Genomic DNA, 18,681 nt, shown 5'->3' with positions numbered 1-18,681 from the left:
AACTGCTTGAAGAAGGGCGCGGCAACCACCACATTTGGTGCGACGAAAAATTTCGAAAGGATTTCCGCATGGCTACCGTCAAGGTCGACAAGAACAATTTCCAGACCGCTGTGCTCGACGCCAAGGAGCCGGTCGTGGTGGATTTCTGGGCGGAATGGTGCGGTCCCTGCAAGATGATCGCGCCGGCGCTGGAAGACATCGCCAATGAGCTCGGCAGCAAGGTGAAGATCGCCAAGCTCAACATCGACGAGAATCCCGAACTGGCAGCGGAATTCGGCGTGCGCTCGATCCCGACGCTGATGATCTTCAAGGGCGGCGAAAGAGCCGATGTGAAGGTTGGCGCCGCGCCCAAGACCGCGCTGTCGCACTGGATCAACGGTAATCTCGCCTGATCAATCCGAAATTCCTGACATCAAGCCCGGCCGATCGCGCCGGGCTTTTTGTTGGCGTCATTGGTCGCCCGCTCTGGCCCTGACGTCCGGGGCCTCCATGTCTTCTGCTGGAAGCAGATGCAGGGAGAGGAAAAATGACCGGATCCGCCAAGGCCACCGTCTTCATCGACAATGAGCGCGTCATCGTCACGGAATACCGCTTTCAGCCGGGCGACAACACCGGCTGGCACCGCCATGGCCACGACTATGTTGTCGTGCCGCTGATGGACGGCAAGGTAAAGCTTCTGACCAAGGACGGCGAATCCTTCGCCGAAATGAAGAAAGGCGCGCCCTATTTCCGCAGGGAAGGCGTCGAGCACGACGTCATCAGCGCCAATGACGGCGAATATGCCTTCATTGAGATCGAGCTGAAATAGCGGCGTTCGCCTCGAATACCGCAGCGGAAATCGGTATATATGTCTTCCAACAACGGAGTTTGAGATGGCCGAACCTCAGCTCTCGGTCCGTAGCGCAAAAGCACGCGACCTGGCTCATAGACTTGCTCGTCGCGAAAATCGCTCGATAGCAGATGTCGTCGAGCGAGCGCTTGAATCGTACGAGATCCGTGAGGCGGGACGCGAGCCCGCCACCACCTTCTACGCCCGCCTCACGGCCAGTTGTGGCGTCGATATCGATCTGAAGGAAATCATCCGCGACGGCCGCCTGGTTCATGCTGGACCCGAGCTTTGATTTCGTCGACACCGATGTGATTTCAGAAACACTCAAGAAGGCACCGGACGAAGCCGTTCTCGCCTGGCTTGTCCGCAACGATGCTGAATTGGCCCACGGTGACGATTGCTGAAGTCGCTTTCGGCATTCACAAAATCCGACCTGATGAGCGTGCGGATCGCCTGGAGCAGGGGCTTTCTCAATGGCGCCGTCGCTTCGCCGACCGGATTTCTGGGCTGACGAAAGAGGCTGCGCTGGTTTACGGGGAGATCATGGGAACCGCCAGCCGCCTGGGCCGTGGAATGTCGGCTCCCGATGGCATGATCGCCGCGATCGTGCGTGTAAATGGTGGTCGGCTGGCGATGCGCAACCTCAACGACTTTGCCACCGCCAACCTCGACCTGATCTCACCGTGGGATTTCTAGCGTTGGAACGGATCACGCGAAGCGTCTTTGGTATGTTGTGCCATGACGTTTTCCCAAGCTGAGATCGTTTTCCGGGGGCGGGTAGGATAGATTTCCGATTATCGCCATGTCACGTCGGCGGCGTGCCGTTCTCCGCCAACACCGCTCCAGCCAGATAGAGCGAACCGCCGATCAGGATGCGCGGCGGCGGGCCGTCCCAGGTGTCCCGCAGCAACATCAGCGCGCTGGCGACGGAACTCACCGGCTCGGCCGTCAGCCCGGCCTCGGTGGCACGGGCCGCCAGTTCGTCGTTCGGCACGCTGGCGTCGCTCAGGCTCACCGGCACCGTATAGACGTGCCGGGCGAGGCCATTGAAGGCGCGGAAATAGCCGCTCTGGTCCTTGGTGTTGATCATGCCGGAGATGAGAAAAAGCGGCCTGGGGTTCTTCTCTTCCTGCTCGGCCAGCGCCTCGGCGACGACCACGCCGGCGCCCGGATTGTGGCCGCCGTCGAGCCAGATGTCGGCGCCATTGGGCGCCAGTTCCGTCAGCCTGCCTTGCGACAGCTTCTGCATCCGCCCCGGCCAGGCGACAGTGGTCATCGCCTTCTCGGCGGCACGGTGGCTGATCTCGAAGCCGGCTGCCTTGACGGCGGCGATCGCGGCGGCCGCGTTGGCGAACTGGTGGCGCCCGGGCAGCCGCGGCGGCGACAGATCCATCAAGCCATCATCGTCCTGATAGACCATGCGGCCGTTCTCCTCGAAGGCGAGGAAATCCTGTCCATAGACCAGGGTCGGGCAGCCGAGCCGCTCGGCGGTTTCGATCAGCACCTGCTGCGCCGCCTCGGTTTCCTGCGCGCCGATGACCACCGGGCAACCGCGCTTGATGATGCCGGCCTTCTCGGCGGCGATCAGTTCGACGCGGTCGCCGAGATAGGCTTCGTGGTCCATCGACACCGGCATGATCACCGAGACAGCCGGTCTGGCGATGACATTGGTGGCGTCGAAGCGGCCGCCGAGGCCGACCTCGACGATGGCGGCATCGGCCGGATGCTCCGAAAACAGGATGAAGGTGACGGCGGTGAGGATCTCGAAAACGGTGATCTTCTCGCCGCCATTGGCCTTGGCGACGCGGGCGATGGCCTCTGCGAAGATATCGTCCTCGACCAGCCTGCCGCCGCCATCGGCCGCCAGCCGGTAGCGCTCGTGCCAGCTGACCAGATGCGGCGAGGTGTGCACGTGCACGAGCCGGCCGGACGCTTCCAGAAGCGCCCGCGAGAAGGCGGCGCAAGAGCCCTTGCCGTTGGTGCCGGCGATATGGATCACCGGCGGCAGCAAGTCCTGAGGATTGCCCAGCCGCTCCAGCAGCCGTGAAATGCGGTCGAGCGAAAGATCGAAGCCTTTCGGGTGAAGCGCCATCAGCGCTTCGATTTCACGGTCGGCGGCAAGCGTGGTCATGTAAGAGTCCTAAGCGCGCGATGGATCGCGCGCAATCGCGGTTCGCGGCAAAGAGTGTCGCGTCAGGCCTGCGGCCGTGCTTCCGTCGCGACCACCGCCGGCGGCAGGATTTCCGGCTCTAGGGGCTTGTGCTCTTCCGGCATCTTGAGCAGCATCTTCAAGAGCCGCGCGATGGTCCGGCGCATCTCCAGTCGCGACACCACCATGTCGACCATGCCGTGCTCCATCAGATATTCGGAGCGCTGGAAGCCGTCCGGCAGTTTTTCCCGGATGGTCTGCTCGATGACACGCGGTCCGGCGAAGCCGATCAGTGCGCCGGGCTCGGCTATATGCACGTCGCCCAGCATGGCGTAGGAGGCAGTGACGCCGCCGGTCGTCGGATTGGTCAGCACGACGATGTAGGGAAGGCCGGCTTCCTTCAGCCGGTCGACGCCGACCGTGGTGCGCGGCAATTGCATCAGCGACAGGATGCCTTCCTGCATGCGCGCGCCGCCGGAAGCGGCAAACAGGATCAGCGGCCGCTTGCGCTGCACGGCCACCTCGAAGGCATGAACGATGGCGTCGCCCGCGGCCATGCCGAGCGAACCGCCCATGAAGGCAAAATCCTGCACCGTCACCACCACCGGCAGGCCTTCTACGGTGCCCAGCGCGTTGACGATGGCATCTTCCAGGCCGGTCTTGGCCTTGGCGTCCTTCAACCGGTCGGTGTAGCGCTTCTCGTCGCGGAACTTCAGCGGGTCCAGCATGACCTTGGGATTTTCGAGCTGTTCGTATTTGCCGTCGTCGAGGAAGTATTTCAGCCGCTCCTTGGCCGAGATCTTCATGTGATGGCCCGAAGACGGGATGACGAACTGGTTGGATTCCAGATCCTTGTGGAACACCATCTCCCCGGTCTCGGGATCCTTGATCCACAGGTTCTCGGGCATGTCGGTGCGCCGGCCGAGCATCGAATTGATCTTCGGGCGAACGTAGTTGGTGATCCAGTTCATCGCTTCGGCTCCTGTCCTGACGAAGAGTTAGAGCAATTCCAGGAAAAGTGTGAACCGGTTTTCCGACCGGAATTGCGATAAAGCAAAAAGATAGAGCGGTTCGGCGTTTCCGTGAAACGGCAAACCGATCCAGCGCATGCCGCCCGGGATGGCGACGTGCACAAGACCTGAGGTAGGAAAACTATTCGGCGGCAGCAAGGCGGGCCGACCGCACGCCCTGCGCGAGGCCGCTGACCAGCGTGGCGACGGCCTCGGCCGGGTCGGCGGTCTTTTCGCCCTTCGGCCCCAGCACATTCGCGACCGCATTGACGATCGCGGTGCCGACGACGACGCCGTCGGCATTGGCGCCGATGACGCGCGCCTGTTCGGCGGTCTTGACGCCGAAGCCGACGCAGACCGGCAGATCGGTATGGCCCTTGATGCGCTTGACCGCCGCAGCCACCTTGCCGGTGTCGGCCAGCGCGGAACCGGTGATGCCGGTCATCGACACGTAATAGACGAAGCCGGACGTGTTCTGCAGCACCTTGGGTAGGCGCTTGTCGTCGGTGGTCGGCGTCGCCAGCCGGATGAAGTTGATGCCGGCTTTCAGCGCCGGGATGCACAGCTCCTCGTCCATCTCAGGCGGCAGGTCGACGACGATCAGCCCGTCGATGCCGCTGGCCAATGCGTCCTTGAGAAAGCGATCGACGCCGTAGATGTAGATCGGGTTGTAGTAGCCCATCAGAACGATCGGCGTCTCATTGTCGCCGGTGCGGAAGTCAGCCGCCATCTTGAGCGTCTTAACCAGCGTCTGGCCACCTCTAAGCGCCCGCAAGCCCGCGGCCTGGATCGCCGGGCCATCGGCCATCGGATCGGAGAACGGCATGCCGAGTTCGATGATGTCCGCGCCGGCCGTTGGCAGCGCCTTCATGATCGACAGCGAGGTCTGATAGTCCGGGTCGCCGCCCATGAAATAGGTGACGAGCGCCGGGCGGCCTTCGTTCTTGAGCTTTGCCATGCGGCGATCGATGCGGGTCACCATGATCAGATCTCCATGCCCAGCATCGAAGCCACCGTATGCACGTCCTTGTCGCCGCGGCCGGACAGGTTGACGATGACGATCTGGTCCTTGTCCATGGCGGGCACGATCTTCACCGCATGTGCGATGGCGTGCGCCGATTCGAGCGCCGGGATGATGCCTTCGACGCGTGTGGTCAGCTTGAAGGCCTCCAGCGCCTCGTCGTCGAGGATCGGCACATATTCGACGCGGCCAGAGTCGCGCAGCCAGGAATGCTCCGGGCCGACGCCGGGGTAATCGAGGCCGGCCGAGATCGAATGGCCGTCCATGATCTGGCCGTCGGCATTTTGCAGGAGATAGGTGCGGTTGCCATGCAGCACGCCCGGCGCGCCGGCGTTCATCGAGGCGCAGTGCTCGATGCCGTCGAGGCCACGCCCGCCAGCCTCGATGCCGATGATGCGGACATCCTTGTCGTCGAGGAACGGATGGAACAGGCCGATGGCGTTGGAGCCGCCGCCGACGGCGGCAATAATGGTGTCGGGCAGCCGGCCCTCCTGCTCGAGGATCTGCGCGCGCGCCTCCGAACCGATCACCGACTGGAAGTCGCGCACCAGCTCCGGATAGGGGTGCGGGCCGGCGGCGGTGCCGATCAGGTAATAAGTGTCCTCGACATTGGTCACCCAGTCGCGCAGCGCCTCGTTCATGGCGTCCTTCAGCGTGCCGTGGCCAGCGGTCACCGGCCGCACTTCGGCGCCGAGCAGTTTCATGCGGAAGACATTGGGGCTTTGGCGGGCAACGTCCGTGGCACCCATGTAGACGACGCAGGGAAAGCCGAAACGGGCCGCGACGGTGGCCGACGCCACGCCGTGCTGGCCGGCCCCGGTCTCGGCGATGATGCGCGTCTTGCCCATGCGCTTGGCCAGCAGGATCTGGCCGAGGCAATTGTTGATCTTGTGCGAACCGGTATGGTTCAGGTCCTCGCGCTTGAAATAAACCTTTGCGCCGCCCCCGATGCCCTTCGCCAAGGAAACCTCACGAAGATGCCTGGTCAGTCCTTCGGCGAAATAAAGCTTCGACGGCCGCCCCGCATAATGGGTCGAAAGATCGGTGAGCTCGGCCCTGAAATCCGGATCGTTCTTGACCTCGTTCCAGTGCCGTTCGAGGTCGAGGATCAGCGGCATCAGCGTTTCGGCCACGAAACGACCGCCGAAAATGCCAAACATGCCCTGTTCGTCGGGTCCGGTGCGGAAGGAATTGGGTGTCGCCGGCTTGTTCATCGCCGATCTCCTGGCATCTCGATTTTCTTGAGCATGTCCTGTCGAAAACCGGTTTCCACTTTTCCGGGACATGCTCGGGTTTGAGGCGGTCAGGCGGCGCGGTCGTCTCGCACTGCCTTGACGGCCCGGAAAAACTGCTCGATCAGCGCCGGATCCTTGACGCCCGGCGCGCTTTCCACGCCGGAGGAAATATCAATTCCGGGCGGGCTGGCAAGCCGAAGGGCATCGCCGATATTGGCGGCGTTGAGCCCACCGGAAAGCATGTAATCGAGCCCGGCGTCAAGGCCGGTCAGGATGCGCCAGTCGAACGCAACGCCATTGCCGCCCGGCAACTCGGAGCCCTTCGGCGGCTTGGCGTCGAACAGGACCCGGTCCGCGACCCCGACGAACGGTTTGATGCGCTCGAGATCGGCGGCTTCGCTGAGCGGCAGCGCCTTCATGACCGGCAGGTCATAGCGGGCTTTCAGTTCGGCCACCCGTTCGGGCGTTTCCGAGCCGTGCAGCTGCAGCATGTCCGGGCGCATGTTGTCGATGATGTCGTCCAGGAAGGTGTCGTTGGCGTCGACGGTAACGGCAACCGCCAAAGCCTTGCCGCGCGCCGCTTCGCGCAACCGCCCGGCTGCAGCCGGTTCGATGTAACGCGGGCTCTTGGCAAAGAAAATGAAGCCGACATGGCTGGCGCCGCCGGCCAGCGCCGCGGCCATTGCCTGGTCGGTCTTCAAGCCGCAGATTTTGACGTCGAGTGCCATGGCGCGGGAATTGACATGAAATCGAGGCAGAGTCGAGAAAAAGCATGTTGTTTGCCGGCAGGGCCAAAGGCGCTACCTATCATGGGAAAGCATGCAAGGCGGGAGAACATCATGACTGACAGAACCGTTGCCGAACTCAGGCAGAAGATCGCGCAAGCGCGCGAGGTGATCGCGCATTTGATGGACAAGGCCGCCTTCAACGGCGCCGAGGCGCATCGGGCGCTCGATTATTTCGACACCGACGCCTTCGATCGGAATTTTTTACCGTGGCCGCATCATAGCGAAGAGGGGCTGCGGCCTGAAGAGCTGAACGCCGCGAATGACGATTGAGTTCGTGCGGCCAGTAAGAACGTAAACGCTGGCGCGACAGGAGGTGTGAAGGATCACCACGCAACAGCTATCCTCAGGCACCGTGCGACGCTTCGCGATTGCGCTACTCGAAAACGATCGCCTGCAGGGCGCCGCCATTGCGCTTCAGCCAGTCCTTGCAGCGGTCGGTGTCGGGACAGAGCTTTTCGCACAATTTCCAGAATTTCGGGCCGTGGTTCATCTCTTTCAGATGCGCTACTTCATGCGCGACGAGGTAGTTGATGACGGGTGGCGGCGCCATCATGATGCGCCAGGAAAAGGACAAATTGCCTTCGGAAGTGCACGAGCCCCAGCGGCTGGACGTGTCCTTGTAGCGGATCGCCTTGGCGCGCTTGCCAAGCGCCTCGGTGTGCCTGGCCACCAGCTTCTCGATCTCCTTCTTGGCCTCGCGCTTCAAAAAATCGGCGATGCGGCGCGGCAGGTGGATGCGCTCGCCATGCACGATCAGCAGCGGGCCGCGTTCGTCGCGCGACACGGTGACGGTGCCGCGCCTTGACGGCTCATGCACGATGCGGTGCGGCACGCCGCGTATGGGGATCTTGATGCCGGGCCGTACCTGCGGCCGCGTTGGCACCTTGGCCAGCCGCTGCTCCAGCCAGTCCTGATGACGATCGAGGAACCGCTCCACCTCGCCGCGGCGCAGGCCCGGCGGCACGGTGATACGCAGGCCCTGGCCGCCGGAATCGATGCGCAGCGTCAGACGCCGCGCCCTGGCGCTCTCGACGATCTTGAGCGGCAGCGTGCGGCCGGCAACGCAGTATTCTCGCTCCACGACAGGCGTGGGCTTGGGCTTCGTCAGATTGCGGAAGAATCCGAGGGTCATGGCCGGACGATACGCGATTCGAGAAAAACGAATAGAACAAAAAAGAAACGGCGCCGCTCGCGCGACGCCGTTTTTTCACGATCGGGCCTGTCGCTCGGCCTCAGTCGTCAAGCAGGTTCGAGCCTTTGCCACGCTTGGTGGGGGTCGTGCCTGTGCTCGGGTCGCTCTTTGCCGGAGCGGTCGACTTGTTGCGGTTCGCCATGAAGCGATCGAACTCGTCCTGGTCCTTGGCGCGACGCAATTCGCGGGCGTAGTCGTCGAACTCGGTCAACATGTCGTCGAGCTTGCGGCGTTCCTCGGCCAGGCGTTCAAGCTCCTTTTCGCGCCAGTCGTCAAACGCGACGTTGCCGGTCCGGGCGGAGCCGTGGCCCCAGCGCGCGGCTTTGTCGGAACCGCGGCGGCAGCCGGCGAAGATGCCGTCGGTCGCGCGGTTGACATCACGCTTGAAGCCCTCGAGCCGGTCGCCCCAGATGATGTAGGCGAGCATGGCGAAGCCGAGCGGCCAGAACACCATGAAGCCGATCACCATCAACGCGATGGTTGCCGGCGTCCAGGCCGGGCGGATCAATGCAGATGTGTTCATTTTCTCCCATTCCTTCGGTTGGAGACAGCCAGGACCGGCTGCGTGGAATCGAAATGGGAAGGCAAAAACGGCGATTCAAGACAATGTCGGCTAAAACCGGACAAGCTGCTGAAATGATTATCGCTTTTTGAGCATATCGAGGAAAAGCACGACCAGCCCGGCAATCAGTCCCCAGAATGCGGCGCCGACGCCGAACAAGGTCAGCCCGGAGGCGGTGACGACAAAAGTGACGGTGGCGGCCATGCGCTCGCTTTCGTCCTTGAGCGCGATCGCCAGCGCGTTGGCCAGCGAGGCCATCAGCGCAAGACCCGCAACCAGCACGATGAGGCTCTGCGGCAGGACGGCGAAGATCGCCACCAGGGAGGCGCCGAAAATCGCGAAGATCAGATAGGCAAGGGCATAGAACGGCCCTGTCTTCCAGCGCTCCGTTGGGTCTGGATGAACGTCGGGCCCGGTGCAGATAGCCGCCGAAATTGCCGCCAGATTGGTGGTCGAGCCGCCGAACGGCGCCGAAAGCAGCGAAAACAGGCCGGTGATGCCGATCAGCGGACCGGGTTCCGGATGGTAGCCGGCGGCACGTAGCACGGCGAGGCCCGACAGGTTCTGCGAAGCCATGGTGACCAGGTAGAGCGGTACTGCCAGGCCGATTATCGCCTTGGCGGTGAACACAGGCGCAATCACAGTGAGCGTCGATAGTTCAGGAGTGGGCAAACCGCCGACGCGGCCGGTGAGAAACGCGGCGAGACCGCCGCCGACCAGCACTGCCAGCACCGACAGCGCCGGATTGAACAGGCGGATGACGAAGAAGGCGGCGATCAACGGCAGGATCAGCCAGGGATCGGCGGAAACAGTTTTGACCGCATTGAGCGCGAAGGTGACGACAATGCCGGCCAGCATTCCTGAAGCGACCGAGGGCGGTATCCCCGAGATCAGTTTCGTCAGCGGCCGGAACAGCCCGGTGGCGACCAAAAGAATGCCGGTAACGATGAAGGCGGCGACGGCCTCGCCGATCGAAAAACCACTCGACGCCGCCATCAGCGCCAGGCCCGGCGTCGACCAGGCGGTGATGACTGGCATTTTCGTTCGCCAGGACAGCCACAGGCTTTCGACCGCCATGGCCAGGCAGATCGTGGTCACCCAACTCGCGGTCTGAATTTGCGTGGCCTCGACCGCGTGGGCGGCGGCAATGACGATGGCCAGCGTGCCGCCGAAGCCGACGATGGCCGCGACGAAGGCTGAGATCGGGATGGAAAGGCGCATCGTCACTTGCCCCGCGCAGCCATGTCGCCGACCGCCCGCACCAGCATGTCGAGATCCTGCGGCCGCGACAGCCGGTGGTCGCCGTCCGGGATCAGCGACAGCGTGACATCGTCGGCCGGCAGCAGGCTGACCAGCTTCAGCGCATGGCTCGACGGCACGTCCCGATCGGCTAGGCCCTGCAAGACGTGTACGGGGCAGTGCGTGTCGAGCGGGCCTGTCATGACCAGGTTGTCGCGCCCATCCTCGATCAGCGCGCGCGTGTAGATGTAGGGCTCGGTGGAATAGTCCGACGGCTCCTCGAAGAAGCCTTTTTTGGCAAGGTCGCGCTTCTGCGCTTTGGTCAGCACCGGTTCGACCAGTTCTGCGGTAAAATCCGGCGCCGGTGCTAGAAGCACCAGACCGACGACGCTTGCGTCGCCTGCCTTGCGCAATTCCTGCACCATGCGCAGGGCGATCCAGGCGCCCATCGACGAGCCGACCAGGATCTGGCTGCCGCTGGTGAAATGCCGGAACACGGCCAGGCTTTGCGAAAGCCATTTCGAGATCGTGCCGTCGGCAAAGGCGCCGCCGGATTCGCCGTGTCCGGAATAGTCATGACGCAGGAAGGCGCGGCCGTCTTTTGCCGCCCAGTCCGAAAGCGTTTCAGCCTTCGTGCCCAGCATGTCCGACTTGTAGCCGCCGAGCCAGACGACGCCAGGCGTCGCGCCCGCAATATGGCGCACCGCGATGCTCGATCCGTCGACATCCAGAAAGACAGGGGCAGTCATGGCTTTTTCCTCGCGCCGTCTTCGGCGCAGGGTCTTGTGACACAGCCAGTGGCGTGGCGAAAAGTGCTCGCCATCTTTCTTTGTTTGGTGCAGGCAGCGATCAGGTGATTTTCTGTCAATGCTGTGCTATTGACTCCGCCCGCGCGCTCCCCACATTGGCGCGTCCACATATCAAGACCTGCAAATCCAGAACGAAACGGCCAAGGAGACCACGACCATTCGCAGACCTTTCAAAGCAGCGGCGCCGACCAAGGATGGGCCGCGCTCCAATCGTGACATCCGGGTTCCCCGGGTCCAGCTTATCGACGCCGAAGGCCAGAACCGTGGCGATGTTTCCATCAACGACGCATTGCTGCTCGCCGAAGAGGCAGGGCTCGATCTCGTCGAGATATCGCCCAACGCGCAGCCGCCCGTCGTAAAAATCCTCGATCTCGGCAAGTTGAAATACGCCAACCAGAAGAAGGCGGCCGAGGCGCGCAAGAACCAGAAGGTCATCGAGATCAAGGAGATCAAGATGCGCCCGAACATCGACAGCCACGACTACGAGACCAAGATGAAGGCGGTGCGCCGCTTCTTCGAGGAAGGCGACAAGGTCAAGCTGACATTGCGCTTCCGTGGCCGCGAGATGGCGCATATGGAGCTCGGCATGCAGCTTCTGAACAAGGTGCGTGAGGAAGTGGCTACCATCGCCAAGGTCGAGGCGGAGCCGAAGCTGGAAGGCCGCCAGATGATGATGGTGCTGGCGCCGCGCTAGATCACGATAAGGTTAGCGCGACCGACGCGCTCCAATTCCGCCTGAATTGTGCTACAGGGCGTCCCGGCGATCGGCGGGACGCCCATTTCTCGGCCATAGCTGCGGTCGCCGGCTAAGCTCTCGACGATCGGATTCCTCCCTTGGACAAAAAACTCAAATACGGGCTGGGTAGCTACCAGCGCACGCGCAGGCTGGTGCTTGCCGTGCTTGTGGTGGTGCTGTTCGCAGCCCTGCTGTTCGGGCAATCGAGCTTTCCGCCTGATACGGCGATGCATGAAACGATCGAGATGTTCGGCGTGCTGCTGATTTTCCTAGGTATCTGCGGTCGCCTTTGGTCGACGCTCTACATAGGTGGGCGCAAATCTTCCGAAGTTGTGACGGGCGGGCCTTATTCGATCACCCGCAACCCGCTCTATGTGTTCTCGACTGTGGCCGCGGCCGGCGTCGGCGCGCAGATCGGCTCGTTCTCCGGCATCATTCTGTTCGCTGTCCTGTGTGCGGGCGCCTTCCATATCGTCATCCTGCGCGAGGAGAAATTCCTTAAGGAAACGCTCGGCGAGCCCTATCAGGCCTATCTGGCAAGAGTGCCGCGCTTCTTTCCGAAGCTTTCACTCTACCAGGAAGGCGACACCGGCAGCTTCAAGCCGCGCCTGCTGTTGACCACGCTTCTCGACGGCCTGGTGTTCCTCATCGCGCTGCCGGCCTTCGAACTGATCGACGGCGCCCAGCAGTCGGGTATGTTGCCGGTGTTGTTTACGCTCCCCTGATGAAGGACCGGGCGCCGCATCCGGGCGTTCGGGGAAACGCGCGGCGCGGTGGGTGTTGCACAGTCGCCTGCTTTGACGTATAGGACCGCCGTTCCAAGAAAACCGCCCGGCAGGGCATGCCGTGGCGGTTTCATTTGCTTTTCGGGCTTTGGTCGGCCCGAAGCGAACAAGAAGCGCGATGGTGCGCCACAATACGGAGTAGCAAAATGCCCAAGATGAAGACCAAATCGGCCGCCAAAAAGCGGTTCAAGATCACCGGTACGGGTAAAGTCCTGTCGGCTGCGGCCGGCAAGCGTCACGGCATGATCAAGCGTTCCAACAAGTTCATTCGAAATGCCCGCGGCACGATGGTTCTGGCTGAACCGGACGGCAAGAAGGTCATCAAGAATTTTCTGCCGAACGGCCTCTGAGCATTCGGCCGAACACGAATTTGTTTTACGCAATTCCGAACGGAAAGCCGCAAGGCACTTTTCCTGGAATTGCTTTTAAGGAGATCATGACATGGCACGCGTAAAAAGAGGCGTCACCTCGCACGCCAAGCACAAGAAGGTCCTGAAAGCCGCGAAAGGCTTCTACGGCCGCCGCAAGAACACCATCCGCATCGCCAAGCAGGCGGTGGAAAAGTCGCTGCAATACGCCTATCGCGACCGCAAGAACCGCAAGCGCTCGTTCCGCGCGCTGTGGATCCAGCGCATCAACGCCGCGACGCACGAGCACGGCCTGACCTATGGCCGTTTCATCGACGGCCTCAACAAGGCTGGCATCGAGATCGATCGCAAGATCCTGTCGGATATGGCCATCCACGAGCCGCAGGCTTTCGCCGCGCTCGTGGCCAAGGCCAAGGTTGCTCTTGAGTACCTCAAGAACACCACCCCGAATGCTTTTGAAAGCGCTGTCGCCTAAGACCAGCGCTTCCCAAACATTCGAAATTCTGATTTGGGGAACCCGCGCTGGCACGGCTGGCGCGGGTTTTTCTTATGCCTGATGTAACCAAATTGGTGACACGCCCGGTGATGGTGGGTTGCCCGATCGAGAGAGTTTCGCCGTGAACGCCACCGCTGGAAATCTTGAAAGCCTGGAAGCTTCGCTGCTCGCCGACATAGCGTCGGCTGCTGACGAGGCCGCGATAGAAGCCGTGCGCGTGGCAGCCCTTGGCAAGAAGGGGTCGATCTCGGAAATGCTGAAGACGCTCGGCTCGATGAGCGCTGAGGAGCGCCAGGTCAAAGGCCCCGCCATCAACGGCCTCAAGAACCGCGTCACCGATGCGCTCACCGCGCGCAAGGCGGAACTCAGGGATGTTGCCATCACTGCCCGCCTCGCCGCGGAGAAGGTCGACGTGACGCTGCCGGTGCGGCAGTCGCCGGCCGAGCGCGGCCGCATTCATCCGATCAGCCAGGTCATCGACGAGATCGCGGCGATCTTCGGCGATCTCGGCTTCGCCATCGCCGAAGGGCCCGACATCGAGACCGACTATTACAATTTCACCGCGCTGAATTTCCCGGAAGGCCATCCGGCGCGCGAGATGCATGACACCTTCTTCTTCCAGCCGGACGAGAAGGGCGAGCGCAAGCTTCTGCGCACCCACACCTCGCCGGTGCAGATCCGCACCATGGAGAAGCAGAAGCCGCCGATCCGCATCGTCATTCCGGGCAAGACCTACCGGCAGGATTCCGACGCCACCCACTCGCCGATGTTCCATCAGGTCGAAGGGCTGGTGATCGACAAATCGGCCAACGTCGCCAACATGAAGTGGGTGCTGGAAGAGTTCTGCAAGGCCTTCTTCGAGGTGCCGTCGGTCAAGATGCGCTTCCGGCCGTCCTTCTTCCCGTTCACCGAGCCAAGCCTCGAGGTCGATATCCAGTGCGACCGCTCGCGGCCAGGCGAGGTGCGCTTCGGCGAAGGCTCCGACTGGATGGAGATCCTTGGCTGCGGCATGGTGCACCCCAACGTTCTGCGCGCTGGCGGGCTCGATCCCGATGAATATCAGGGCTTTGCCTGGGGCATGGGCATCGACCGCATCGCCATGCTGAAATACGGCATGCCGGATCTGCGCGCCTTCTTCGATGCCGATGTGCGCTGGCTGTCGCATTACGGCTTCCGGCCGCTCGACATGCCGACTTTGTTCGGGGGCCTGAGCGCGTGACGGTCAAGACGATTCCTGCTGCGATACATTACGGAACAGCATCATGAAATTCACCCTCTCCTGGCTCAAGGACCATCTCGAGACCGACGCCTCGCTCGGCGAGATCGTCGAGCGGCTGACCTCGATCGGCCTCGAGGTCGAGCATGTCGACGACAAGGCGAGCCTGAAGCCCTTCGTCATCGCCAGGGTGCTGACGGCGGTGCAGCATCCCGACGCCGACCGGCTGCGGGTGCTGACCGTCGACACCGGCGACGGCAAGCCGCCCGTGCAGGTCGTCTGTGGCGCACCCAATGCGCGGGCGGGCATGATCGGCGCCTTCGCCGCGCCCGGCACTTATGTGCCCGGCATCGATGTGACGCTGACGGTTGGCAAGATCAGGGGCGTCGAAAGCCACGGCATGATGTGTTCCGAGCGCGAGCTGGAACTTTCCGACGAGCACAACGGCATCATCGACCTGCCCGAAGATGCGCCGGTCGGCACCAGCTTCGCCGCTTACGCGCATCTCGACGATCCGGTCATCGAGATCAATCTGACGCCAAACCGGCCTGATGCCACCAGCGTTTACGGCATCGCCCGGGATCTCGCGGCGAGCGGTCTCGGCCGCCTCGTCGGCGGCGCGATCATGCCGCATGTCGGCAATGGAATGTGCCCCGTCAAGGTGACGATCGAAGCGCCGGAACTCTGCCCCGGCTTCGCGCTCAATCTGGTCAGCGGCGTCAGGAACGGCCCGTCCCCGAAATGGCTCCAGCAGCGGCTGATCGCCATTGGGCTGAGGCCCATCAGCGCGCTGGTCGATATCACCAACTACGTCACCTTCGATCGTGGCAGGCCGCTGCATGTCTTCGATGCCGGCAAGGTCGCCGGCAATCTTGTCGTGCGTCGCGCCAGGGATGGCGAAAAGGTACTGGCGCTCGACGGCCGCGAATACACGTTGACGCCGGAGATGTGCGTCATCGCCGATGACAATGGCGTGGAATCGATCGCCGGCATCATGGGCGGCGAGCGTTCCGGCTGCGACGAGAACACGACCGACGTGCTGATCGAATCCGCACTCTGGGACCCGATCACCACGGCCCGCACCGGGCGCGCGCTCGGCATCATCACCGATGCCCGCTATCGTTTCGAGCGCGGGGTCGACCCCGAATTCATGGTGCCGGGCGTTGAGCTTGCGACCCGGCTGGTGCTTGATTTCTGCGGCGGCACGCCGACGGAAATCGAGGTGGCCGGCTATGCCGGCCATCAGCCCAAGATCGTCTCCTTCCCGCTGTCGGAAGTGAAGCGGCTGACCGGCATAGAAGTGCCGACGGCGGAAAGCCTCGATATTCTCACGCGCCTCGGCTTCAAGCCTGAGGGTTCGGGCGATGTCGTCGAAATCGCCGTGCCGTCCTGGCGTCCCGATGTCGACGGCAAGGCCGACCTGGTCGAGGAGGTGATGCGCATCCACGGCGTCGACAACATCGCTTCGCAGCCGCTCGGCGCGCATGACGCGGTCAACGGCAAGATCCTGACGACGCTGCAGATCCGCACCCGCGCGGCCAAGCGGGCGCTGGCCGTGCGCGGCATGATGGAGGCAGTCACCTGGTCGTTCATCCCCGCCAGGCACGCCGAACTATTCGGCGGCGGGCAGGCTTCGCTCAAGCTCGCCAACCCGATCGCCGCCGACATGTCCGACATGCGGCCCTCGCTGCTGCCCGGCCTGATCGCAGCCGCCCAGCGCAATGCCGACAAGGGCATTGGCGACGTGGCGTTGTTCGAGGTCTCCGGCACCTATGAGGGCGACGGCGCCGACCAGCAACGGCGCGTTGCCGCCGGCGTGCGGCGCGGCACCGCCAAGCTCGACGGTTCCGGCCGCAACTGGGCTGGCAATTCCGGTCCGGTCGGCGTGTTCGACGCCAAGGCTGATGCCATCGCCGCACTCGAAGCCTGCGGCGCGCCGGTCGAGCGGCTGCAGATCGAGGCCGGCGGCCCGTCCTGGTACCATCCTGGTCGTTCCGGAACGATCAAGCTCGGACCGAAGACGGTGCTCGGCACGTTCGGTGAATTTCATCCAAAAACGCTGGAAGGGCTCGACGTCTCCGGCCCGCTCTGCGGCTTCGAAGTGTATGTCGATGCCGTGCCCGAGCCCAAGGCAAAGCCGACGAAAACCAAGCCCAGGCTGGATCTCTCCGCCTTCCAGGCGGTGAAGCGCGACTTCGCCTTCGTCGTCGACAAGGCGGTCGAGGCCGGCACGCTGGTACGCGCGGCGCTCGCCGCGGACAAGAAGCTGGTCACCGGCGTCTCGGTCTTTGATGTTTTCGAAGGTGCGGCGCTCGGCGAGGGCAAGAAGTCCATCGCCATCGAAGTGTCGATCCAGCCGGTCGAGAAGACGCTGACCGACGAGGATTTCGAGGCGTTGGCCAGGCGCATCGTCGAGAATGTCGGCAAGCAGACTGGAGGCGTGCTCAGGGCATAGCCTCTTTCCGGGATTGCGGGAGCACGGCGAATCGCCCTCCAAAGAGCGATGGACCATTTGCACTATTCCGGGCTCCCGTTCGAAGCACAACGCGCTGCGTTTCTCGACATCCTGCTGTCGGATGCGCTCGTGCGCCAGGCGCTGGTATGTGCCCGCACGCTCGATCTTCCGGACTGGCTGGTGGTCTCCGGCGTGCTCTATAACTCGGTCTGGAACCATCTGACGGGGAAGCCGTCGGGTTATGGCATCAAGGATGTCGACCTGTTCTATTTCGACGATAGCGACCTGTCCTACGAGGCCGAGGACGCCGTCATCCGCCGGGCGGCGAAGCATTTCCAGGGGCTGCCCGTCGAGGTGCGCAACCAAGCGCGGGTGCATTTGTGGTACCCGCAGAAGTTCGGGCGGCCCTGTCCGCGCTACACGAGTTCGAGCGAGTCGGTCCGGTTTTTTGCGTCGAAGACACATGCGGTCGGGGTGCGATACGACGCGGATTGTCAACTGGAACTGCTGGCGCCGTTCGGTCTCGACGACGTCTTCTCATTCCGCGTCACGCCGAACCGGGCGATGGACAATCAGCGGACGCATGAGGCGAAGGGCCAGCGGGCGCGGGATTACTGGCCGGAGATTACGGTCGTGCCATGGTAGGAAATGTCCGGCAGGACAGAGGGGGGTGCCTCGCGCGGACATCCGTGATCTTCTGTATCGCGCATCGCCACCCCACCCCTGTCTTCGCTTCGCTGCGACAGCGAGCCGACCTCCGCACAGGGGGGAGGGTGAAAGCTCACCCATTCACCAGCGCCAGCAGCTCCTCTGTGTAGCGCTTGCCCATGACCTTATCAGGCGACAGTGCATCGCCGATGGTCTGTACCTCTGCGGCACTCAGCTCGATATCAGCCGCCGCCGTGTTCTGCTCGAGATGGCGGATCTTTCGGGCGCCCGGGATGGGGACGATGAAATCGTCCTGGTGCAGTACCCAGGCGAGCGCCAGCTGTGCCGAGGTCACTCCCTTTTCGGTCGCCAGTTTTTCCAGCGTGGCCACGACTTTGGCATTGGCTTCCATGGCGTCGGCCTGAAAGCGCGGCAAGGTGCGGCGCCAGTCGTCGTCATCAAGCGTTTCGGGCTTGGCGATCGTGCCGGTCAAGAGGCCACGGCCGAGCGGGCTATAGGGAACGAAACCGATGCCGAGTTCGCGGCAGACGGCGAACACCTCGTCTTCCGGGTCACGGCTCCACAGCGAATATTCGCTCTGGACGGCCGCGATCGGATGCACGGCATGCGCCCGGCGGATGGTGGCGGCACTCGCTTCCGAAAGGCCGAGCGCGCGCACCTTGCCCTCGCGCACCAGCTCGGCCATGGCGCCGACCGTGTCCTCGATCGGCACGTTCGGGTCGACGCGGTGCTGGTAATAGAGATCGATCACGTCGGTGCCCAGCCGCTTCAGTGACGCCTCTGCGACGGCCTTGACGTGTTTGGGGCGGCTGTCGACGCCCGCCATGCGATCGGTGCCGGTGCCTTCCTCCAGGATATTGAAGCCGAACTTGGTTGCGATCGTCACCTGATCGCGCACCGGCTTCAGCGCCTTGCCGAGCAGGATCTCGTTCTCGTAGGGCCCGTAGACCTCTGCCGTGTCGAAGAAATTGACGCCGATCTCGACGGCGCGGCGCAAGGTGGCGATCGCCTCGGCTTCCGGCTGGCCGCCATAGCCGAAGCTCATGCCCATGCAGCCGAGGCCGATCGGGAAAACTTCGAGTTCAGTACCGAGTTTGCGGGTTTTCATCACGCGTCTCCTTG

At 63.0% G+C, this 18,681-nt stretch carries 21 protein-coding genes and 1 pseudogene; 12 read left to right on the top strand and 10 right to left on the bottom strand.

Annotated elements, in window-relative coordinates:
* Window positions 1-68 precede the first annotated feature (68 nt).
* The 4 genes and pseudogenes from trxA (at window position 69) to FJ426_RS24870 (ending at window position 1,525) form a co-directional block, all read left to right on the top strand.
* The gene (gene trxA, locus FJ426_RS24885) at window positions 69-392 is read left to right on the top strand and encodes a thioredoxin (RefSeq protein ID WP_140491167.1); all 324 of its coding nucleotides are present in this window, start codon (window positions 69-71) and stop codon (window positions 390-392) included.
* A 134-nt stretch (window positions 393-526) separates the two neighbouring features.
* On the top strand, window positions 527-808 hold the full coding sequence (locus tag FJ426_RS24880; RefSeq protein WP_140491165.1) for a cupin domain-containing protein: 282 nt from the start codon (window positions 527-529) through the stop codon (window positions 806-808).
* Between the two features lie 64 nt (window positions 809-872).
* Window positions 873-1,121, top strand: a complete 249-nt coding sequence (locus FJ426_RS24875; RefSeq protein WP_140524091.1) for a type II toxin-antitoxin system VapB family antitoxin — start codon at window positions 873-875, stop codon at window positions 1,119-1,121.
* Window positions 1,102-1,525: pseudogene (locus FJ426_RS24870) on the top strand (PIN domain-containing protein). The gene FJ426_RS24875 and the pseudogene FJ426_RS24870 overlap by 20 nt, the downstream one beginning before the upstream one ends.
* A 109-nt stretch (window positions 1,526-1,634) precedes the next feature.
* Here FJ426_RS24870 and FJ426_RS24865 read toward each other — a convergent pair.
* The 5 genes from FJ426_RS24865 to FJ426_RS24845 form a co-directional block, all read right to left on the bottom strand.
* Window positions 1,635-2,960 (bottom strand): folylpolyglutamate synthase/dihydrofolate synthase family protein, encoded by a 1,326-nt coding sequence (locus FJ426_RS24865; protein WP_140561788.1) that lies wholly within the window; start codon window positions 2,958-2,960, stop codon window positions 1,635-1,637.
* 62 nt (window positions 2,961-3,022) lie between these two features.
* Window positions 3,023-3,949: an acetyl-CoA carboxylase, carboxyltransferase subunit beta gene (gene accD, locus FJ426_RS24860; protein ID WP_140491161.1), complete on the bottom strand. Its 927-nt coding sequence runs from the start codon at window positions 3,947-3,949 to the stop codon at window positions 3,023-3,025.
* A 181-nt stretch (window positions 3,950-4,130) separates the two neighbouring features.
* The gene (gene trpA, locus FJ426_RS24855) at window positions 4,131-4,970 is read right to left on the bottom strand and encodes a tryptophan synthase subunit alpha (RefSeq protein WP_140561789.1); all 840 of its coding nucleotides are present in this window, start codon (window positions 4,968-4,970) and stop codon (window positions 4,131-4,133) included.
* Between the two features lie 2 nt (window positions 4,971-4,972).
* A complete protein-coding gene (gene trpB, locus FJ426_RS24850; RefSeq protein ID WP_140554554.1) occupies window positions 4,973-6,223 on the bottom strand; it encodes a tryptophan synthase subunit beta in 1,251 nt (416 codons plus the stop codon).
* Window positions 6,224-6,312: 89 nt separating this feature from the next.
* A complete protein-coding gene (locus FJ426_RS24845) occupies window positions 6,313-6,972 on the bottom strand; it encodes a phosphoribosylanthranilate isomerase (protein WP_140825552.1) in 660 nt (219 codons plus the stop codon).
* A 111-nt stretch (window positions 6,973-7,083) separates the two neighbouring features.
* Here FJ426_RS24845 and FJ426_RS24840 point away from each other — a divergent pair, with 111 nt between their 5' ends.
* Window positions 7,084-7,302: a hypothetical protein gene (locus FJ426_RS24840; protein ID WP_140491152.1), complete on the top strand. Its 219-nt coding sequence runs from the start codon at window positions 7,084-7,086 to the stop codon at window positions 7,300-7,302.
* 103 nt (window positions 7,303-7,405) lie between these two features.
* Here FJ426_RS24840 and FJ426_RS24835 read toward each other — a convergent pair whose 3' ends face one another.
* From FJ426_RS24835 to FJ426_RS24820, 4 genes are all read right to left on the bottom strand, one after another.
* Window positions 7,406-8,164: a M48 family metallopeptidase gene (locus FJ426_RS24835; RefSeq protein WP_140561794.1), complete on the bottom strand. Its 759-nt coding sequence runs from the start codon at window positions 8,162-8,164 to the stop codon at window positions 7,406-7,408.
* A gap of 100 nt (window positions 8,165-8,264) precedes the next feature.
* Window positions 8,265-8,747: a DUF2852 domain-containing protein gene (locus tag FJ426_RS24830; protein ID WP_140491148.1), complete on the bottom strand. Its 483-nt coding sequence runs from the start codon at window positions 8,745-8,747 to the stop codon at window positions 8,265-8,267.
* A gap of 117 nt (window positions 8,748-8,864) precedes the next feature.
* On the bottom strand, window positions 8,865-10,007 hold the full coding sequence (locus FJ426_RS24825; RefSeq protein ID WP_140561796.1) for a benzoate/H(+) symporter BenE family transporter: 1,143 nt from the start codon (window positions 10,005-10,007) through the stop codon (window positions 8,865-8,867).
* Between the two features lie 2 nt (window positions 10,008-10,009).
* The gene (locus FJ426_RS24820; protein ID WP_140561797.1) at window positions 10,010-10,774 is read right to left on the bottom strand and encodes an alpha/beta hydrolase; all 765 of its coding nucleotides are present in this window, start codon (window positions 10,772-10,774) and stop codon (window positions 10,010-10,012) included.
* A 217-nt stretch (window positions 10,775-10,991) separates the two neighbouring features.
* Between FJ426_RS24820 and infC the strand changes: the two genes are divergently transcribed.
* From infC to FJ426_RS24785, 7 genes are all read left to right on the top strand, one after another.
* Window positions 10,992-11,528 (top strand): translation initiation factor IF-3, encoded by a 537-nt coding sequence (infC, locus tag FJ426_RS24815; RefSeq protein WP_140491142.1) that lies wholly within the window; start codon window positions 10,992-10,994, stop codon window positions 11,526-11,528.
* Window positions 11,529-11,668: 140 nt separating this feature from the next.
* Window positions 11,669-12,295 carry an isoprenylcysteine carboxylmethyltransferase family protein gene (locus FJ426_RS24810; protein ID WP_140517762.1) on the top strand — a complete coding sequence of 209 codons (627 nt, stop codon included), beginning with the start codon at window positions 11,669-11,671 and terminating at the stop codon, window positions 12,293-12,295.
* Window positions 12,296-12,501: 206 nt separating this feature from the next.
* Window positions 12,502-12,705, top strand: coding sequence for a 50S ribosomal protein L35 (gene rpmI, locus FJ426_RS24805; RefSeq protein ID WP_006201248.1), 204 nt, complete (start codon window positions 12,502-12,504; stop codon window positions 12,703-12,705).
* A gap of 91 nt (window positions 12,706-12,796) precedes the next feature.
* The gene (gene rplT, locus FJ426_RS24800; RefSeq protein ID WP_006201247.1) at window positions 12,797-13,198 is read left to right on the top strand and encodes a 50S ribosomal protein L20; all 402 of its coding nucleotides are present in this window, start codon (window positions 12,797-12,799) and stop codon (window positions 13,196-13,198) included.
* Window positions 13,199-13,340: 142 nt separating this feature from the next.
* Window positions 13,341-14,438 carry a phenylalanine--tRNA ligase subunit alpha gene (gene pheS / locus FJ426_RS24795; RefSeq protein WP_140491135.1) on the top strand — a complete coding sequence of 366 codons (1,098 nt, stop codon included), beginning with the start codon at window positions 13,341-13,343 and terminating at the stop codon, window positions 14,436-14,438.
* A 43-nt stretch (window positions 14,439-14,481) separates the two neighbouring features.
* Window positions 14,482-16,890 carry a phenylalanine--tRNA ligase subunit beta gene (gene pheT, locus FJ426_RS24790; protein WP_140561799.1) on the top strand — a complete coding sequence of 803 codons (2,409 nt, stop codon included), beginning with the start codon at window positions 14,482-14,484 and terminating at the stop codon, window positions 16,888-16,890.
* A gap of 48 nt (window positions 16,891-16,938) precedes the next feature.
* Complete coding sequence (locus FJ426_RS24785; RefSeq protein WP_140561800.1) at window positions 16,939-17,535, top strand: nucleotidyltransferase family protein; 597 nt, start codon at window positions 16,939-16,941, stop codon at window positions 17,533-17,535.
* A 136-nt stretch (window positions 17,536-17,671) separates the two neighbouring features.
* Here FJ426_RS24785 and FJ426_RS24780 read toward each other — a convergent pair whose 3' ends face one another.
* The gene (locus FJ426_RS24780) at window positions 17,672-18,667 is read right to left on the bottom strand and encodes an aldo/keto reductase (protein ID WP_140561802.1); all 996 of its coding nucleotides are present in this window, start codon (window positions 18,665-18,667) and stop codon (window positions 17,672-17,674) included.
* Window positions 18,668-18,681: the final 14 nt, after the last annotated feature.

The organism is Mesorhizobium sp. B2-6-4 (assembly GCF_006441495.1).
Classification (GTDB): Bacteria; Pseudomonadota; Alphaproteobacteria; order Rhizobiales; family Rhizobiaceae; genus Mesorhizobium.
Note: the sequence above shows the minus strand (reverse complement) of the source record. Positions and strands in the feature narration are given on the sequence as shown.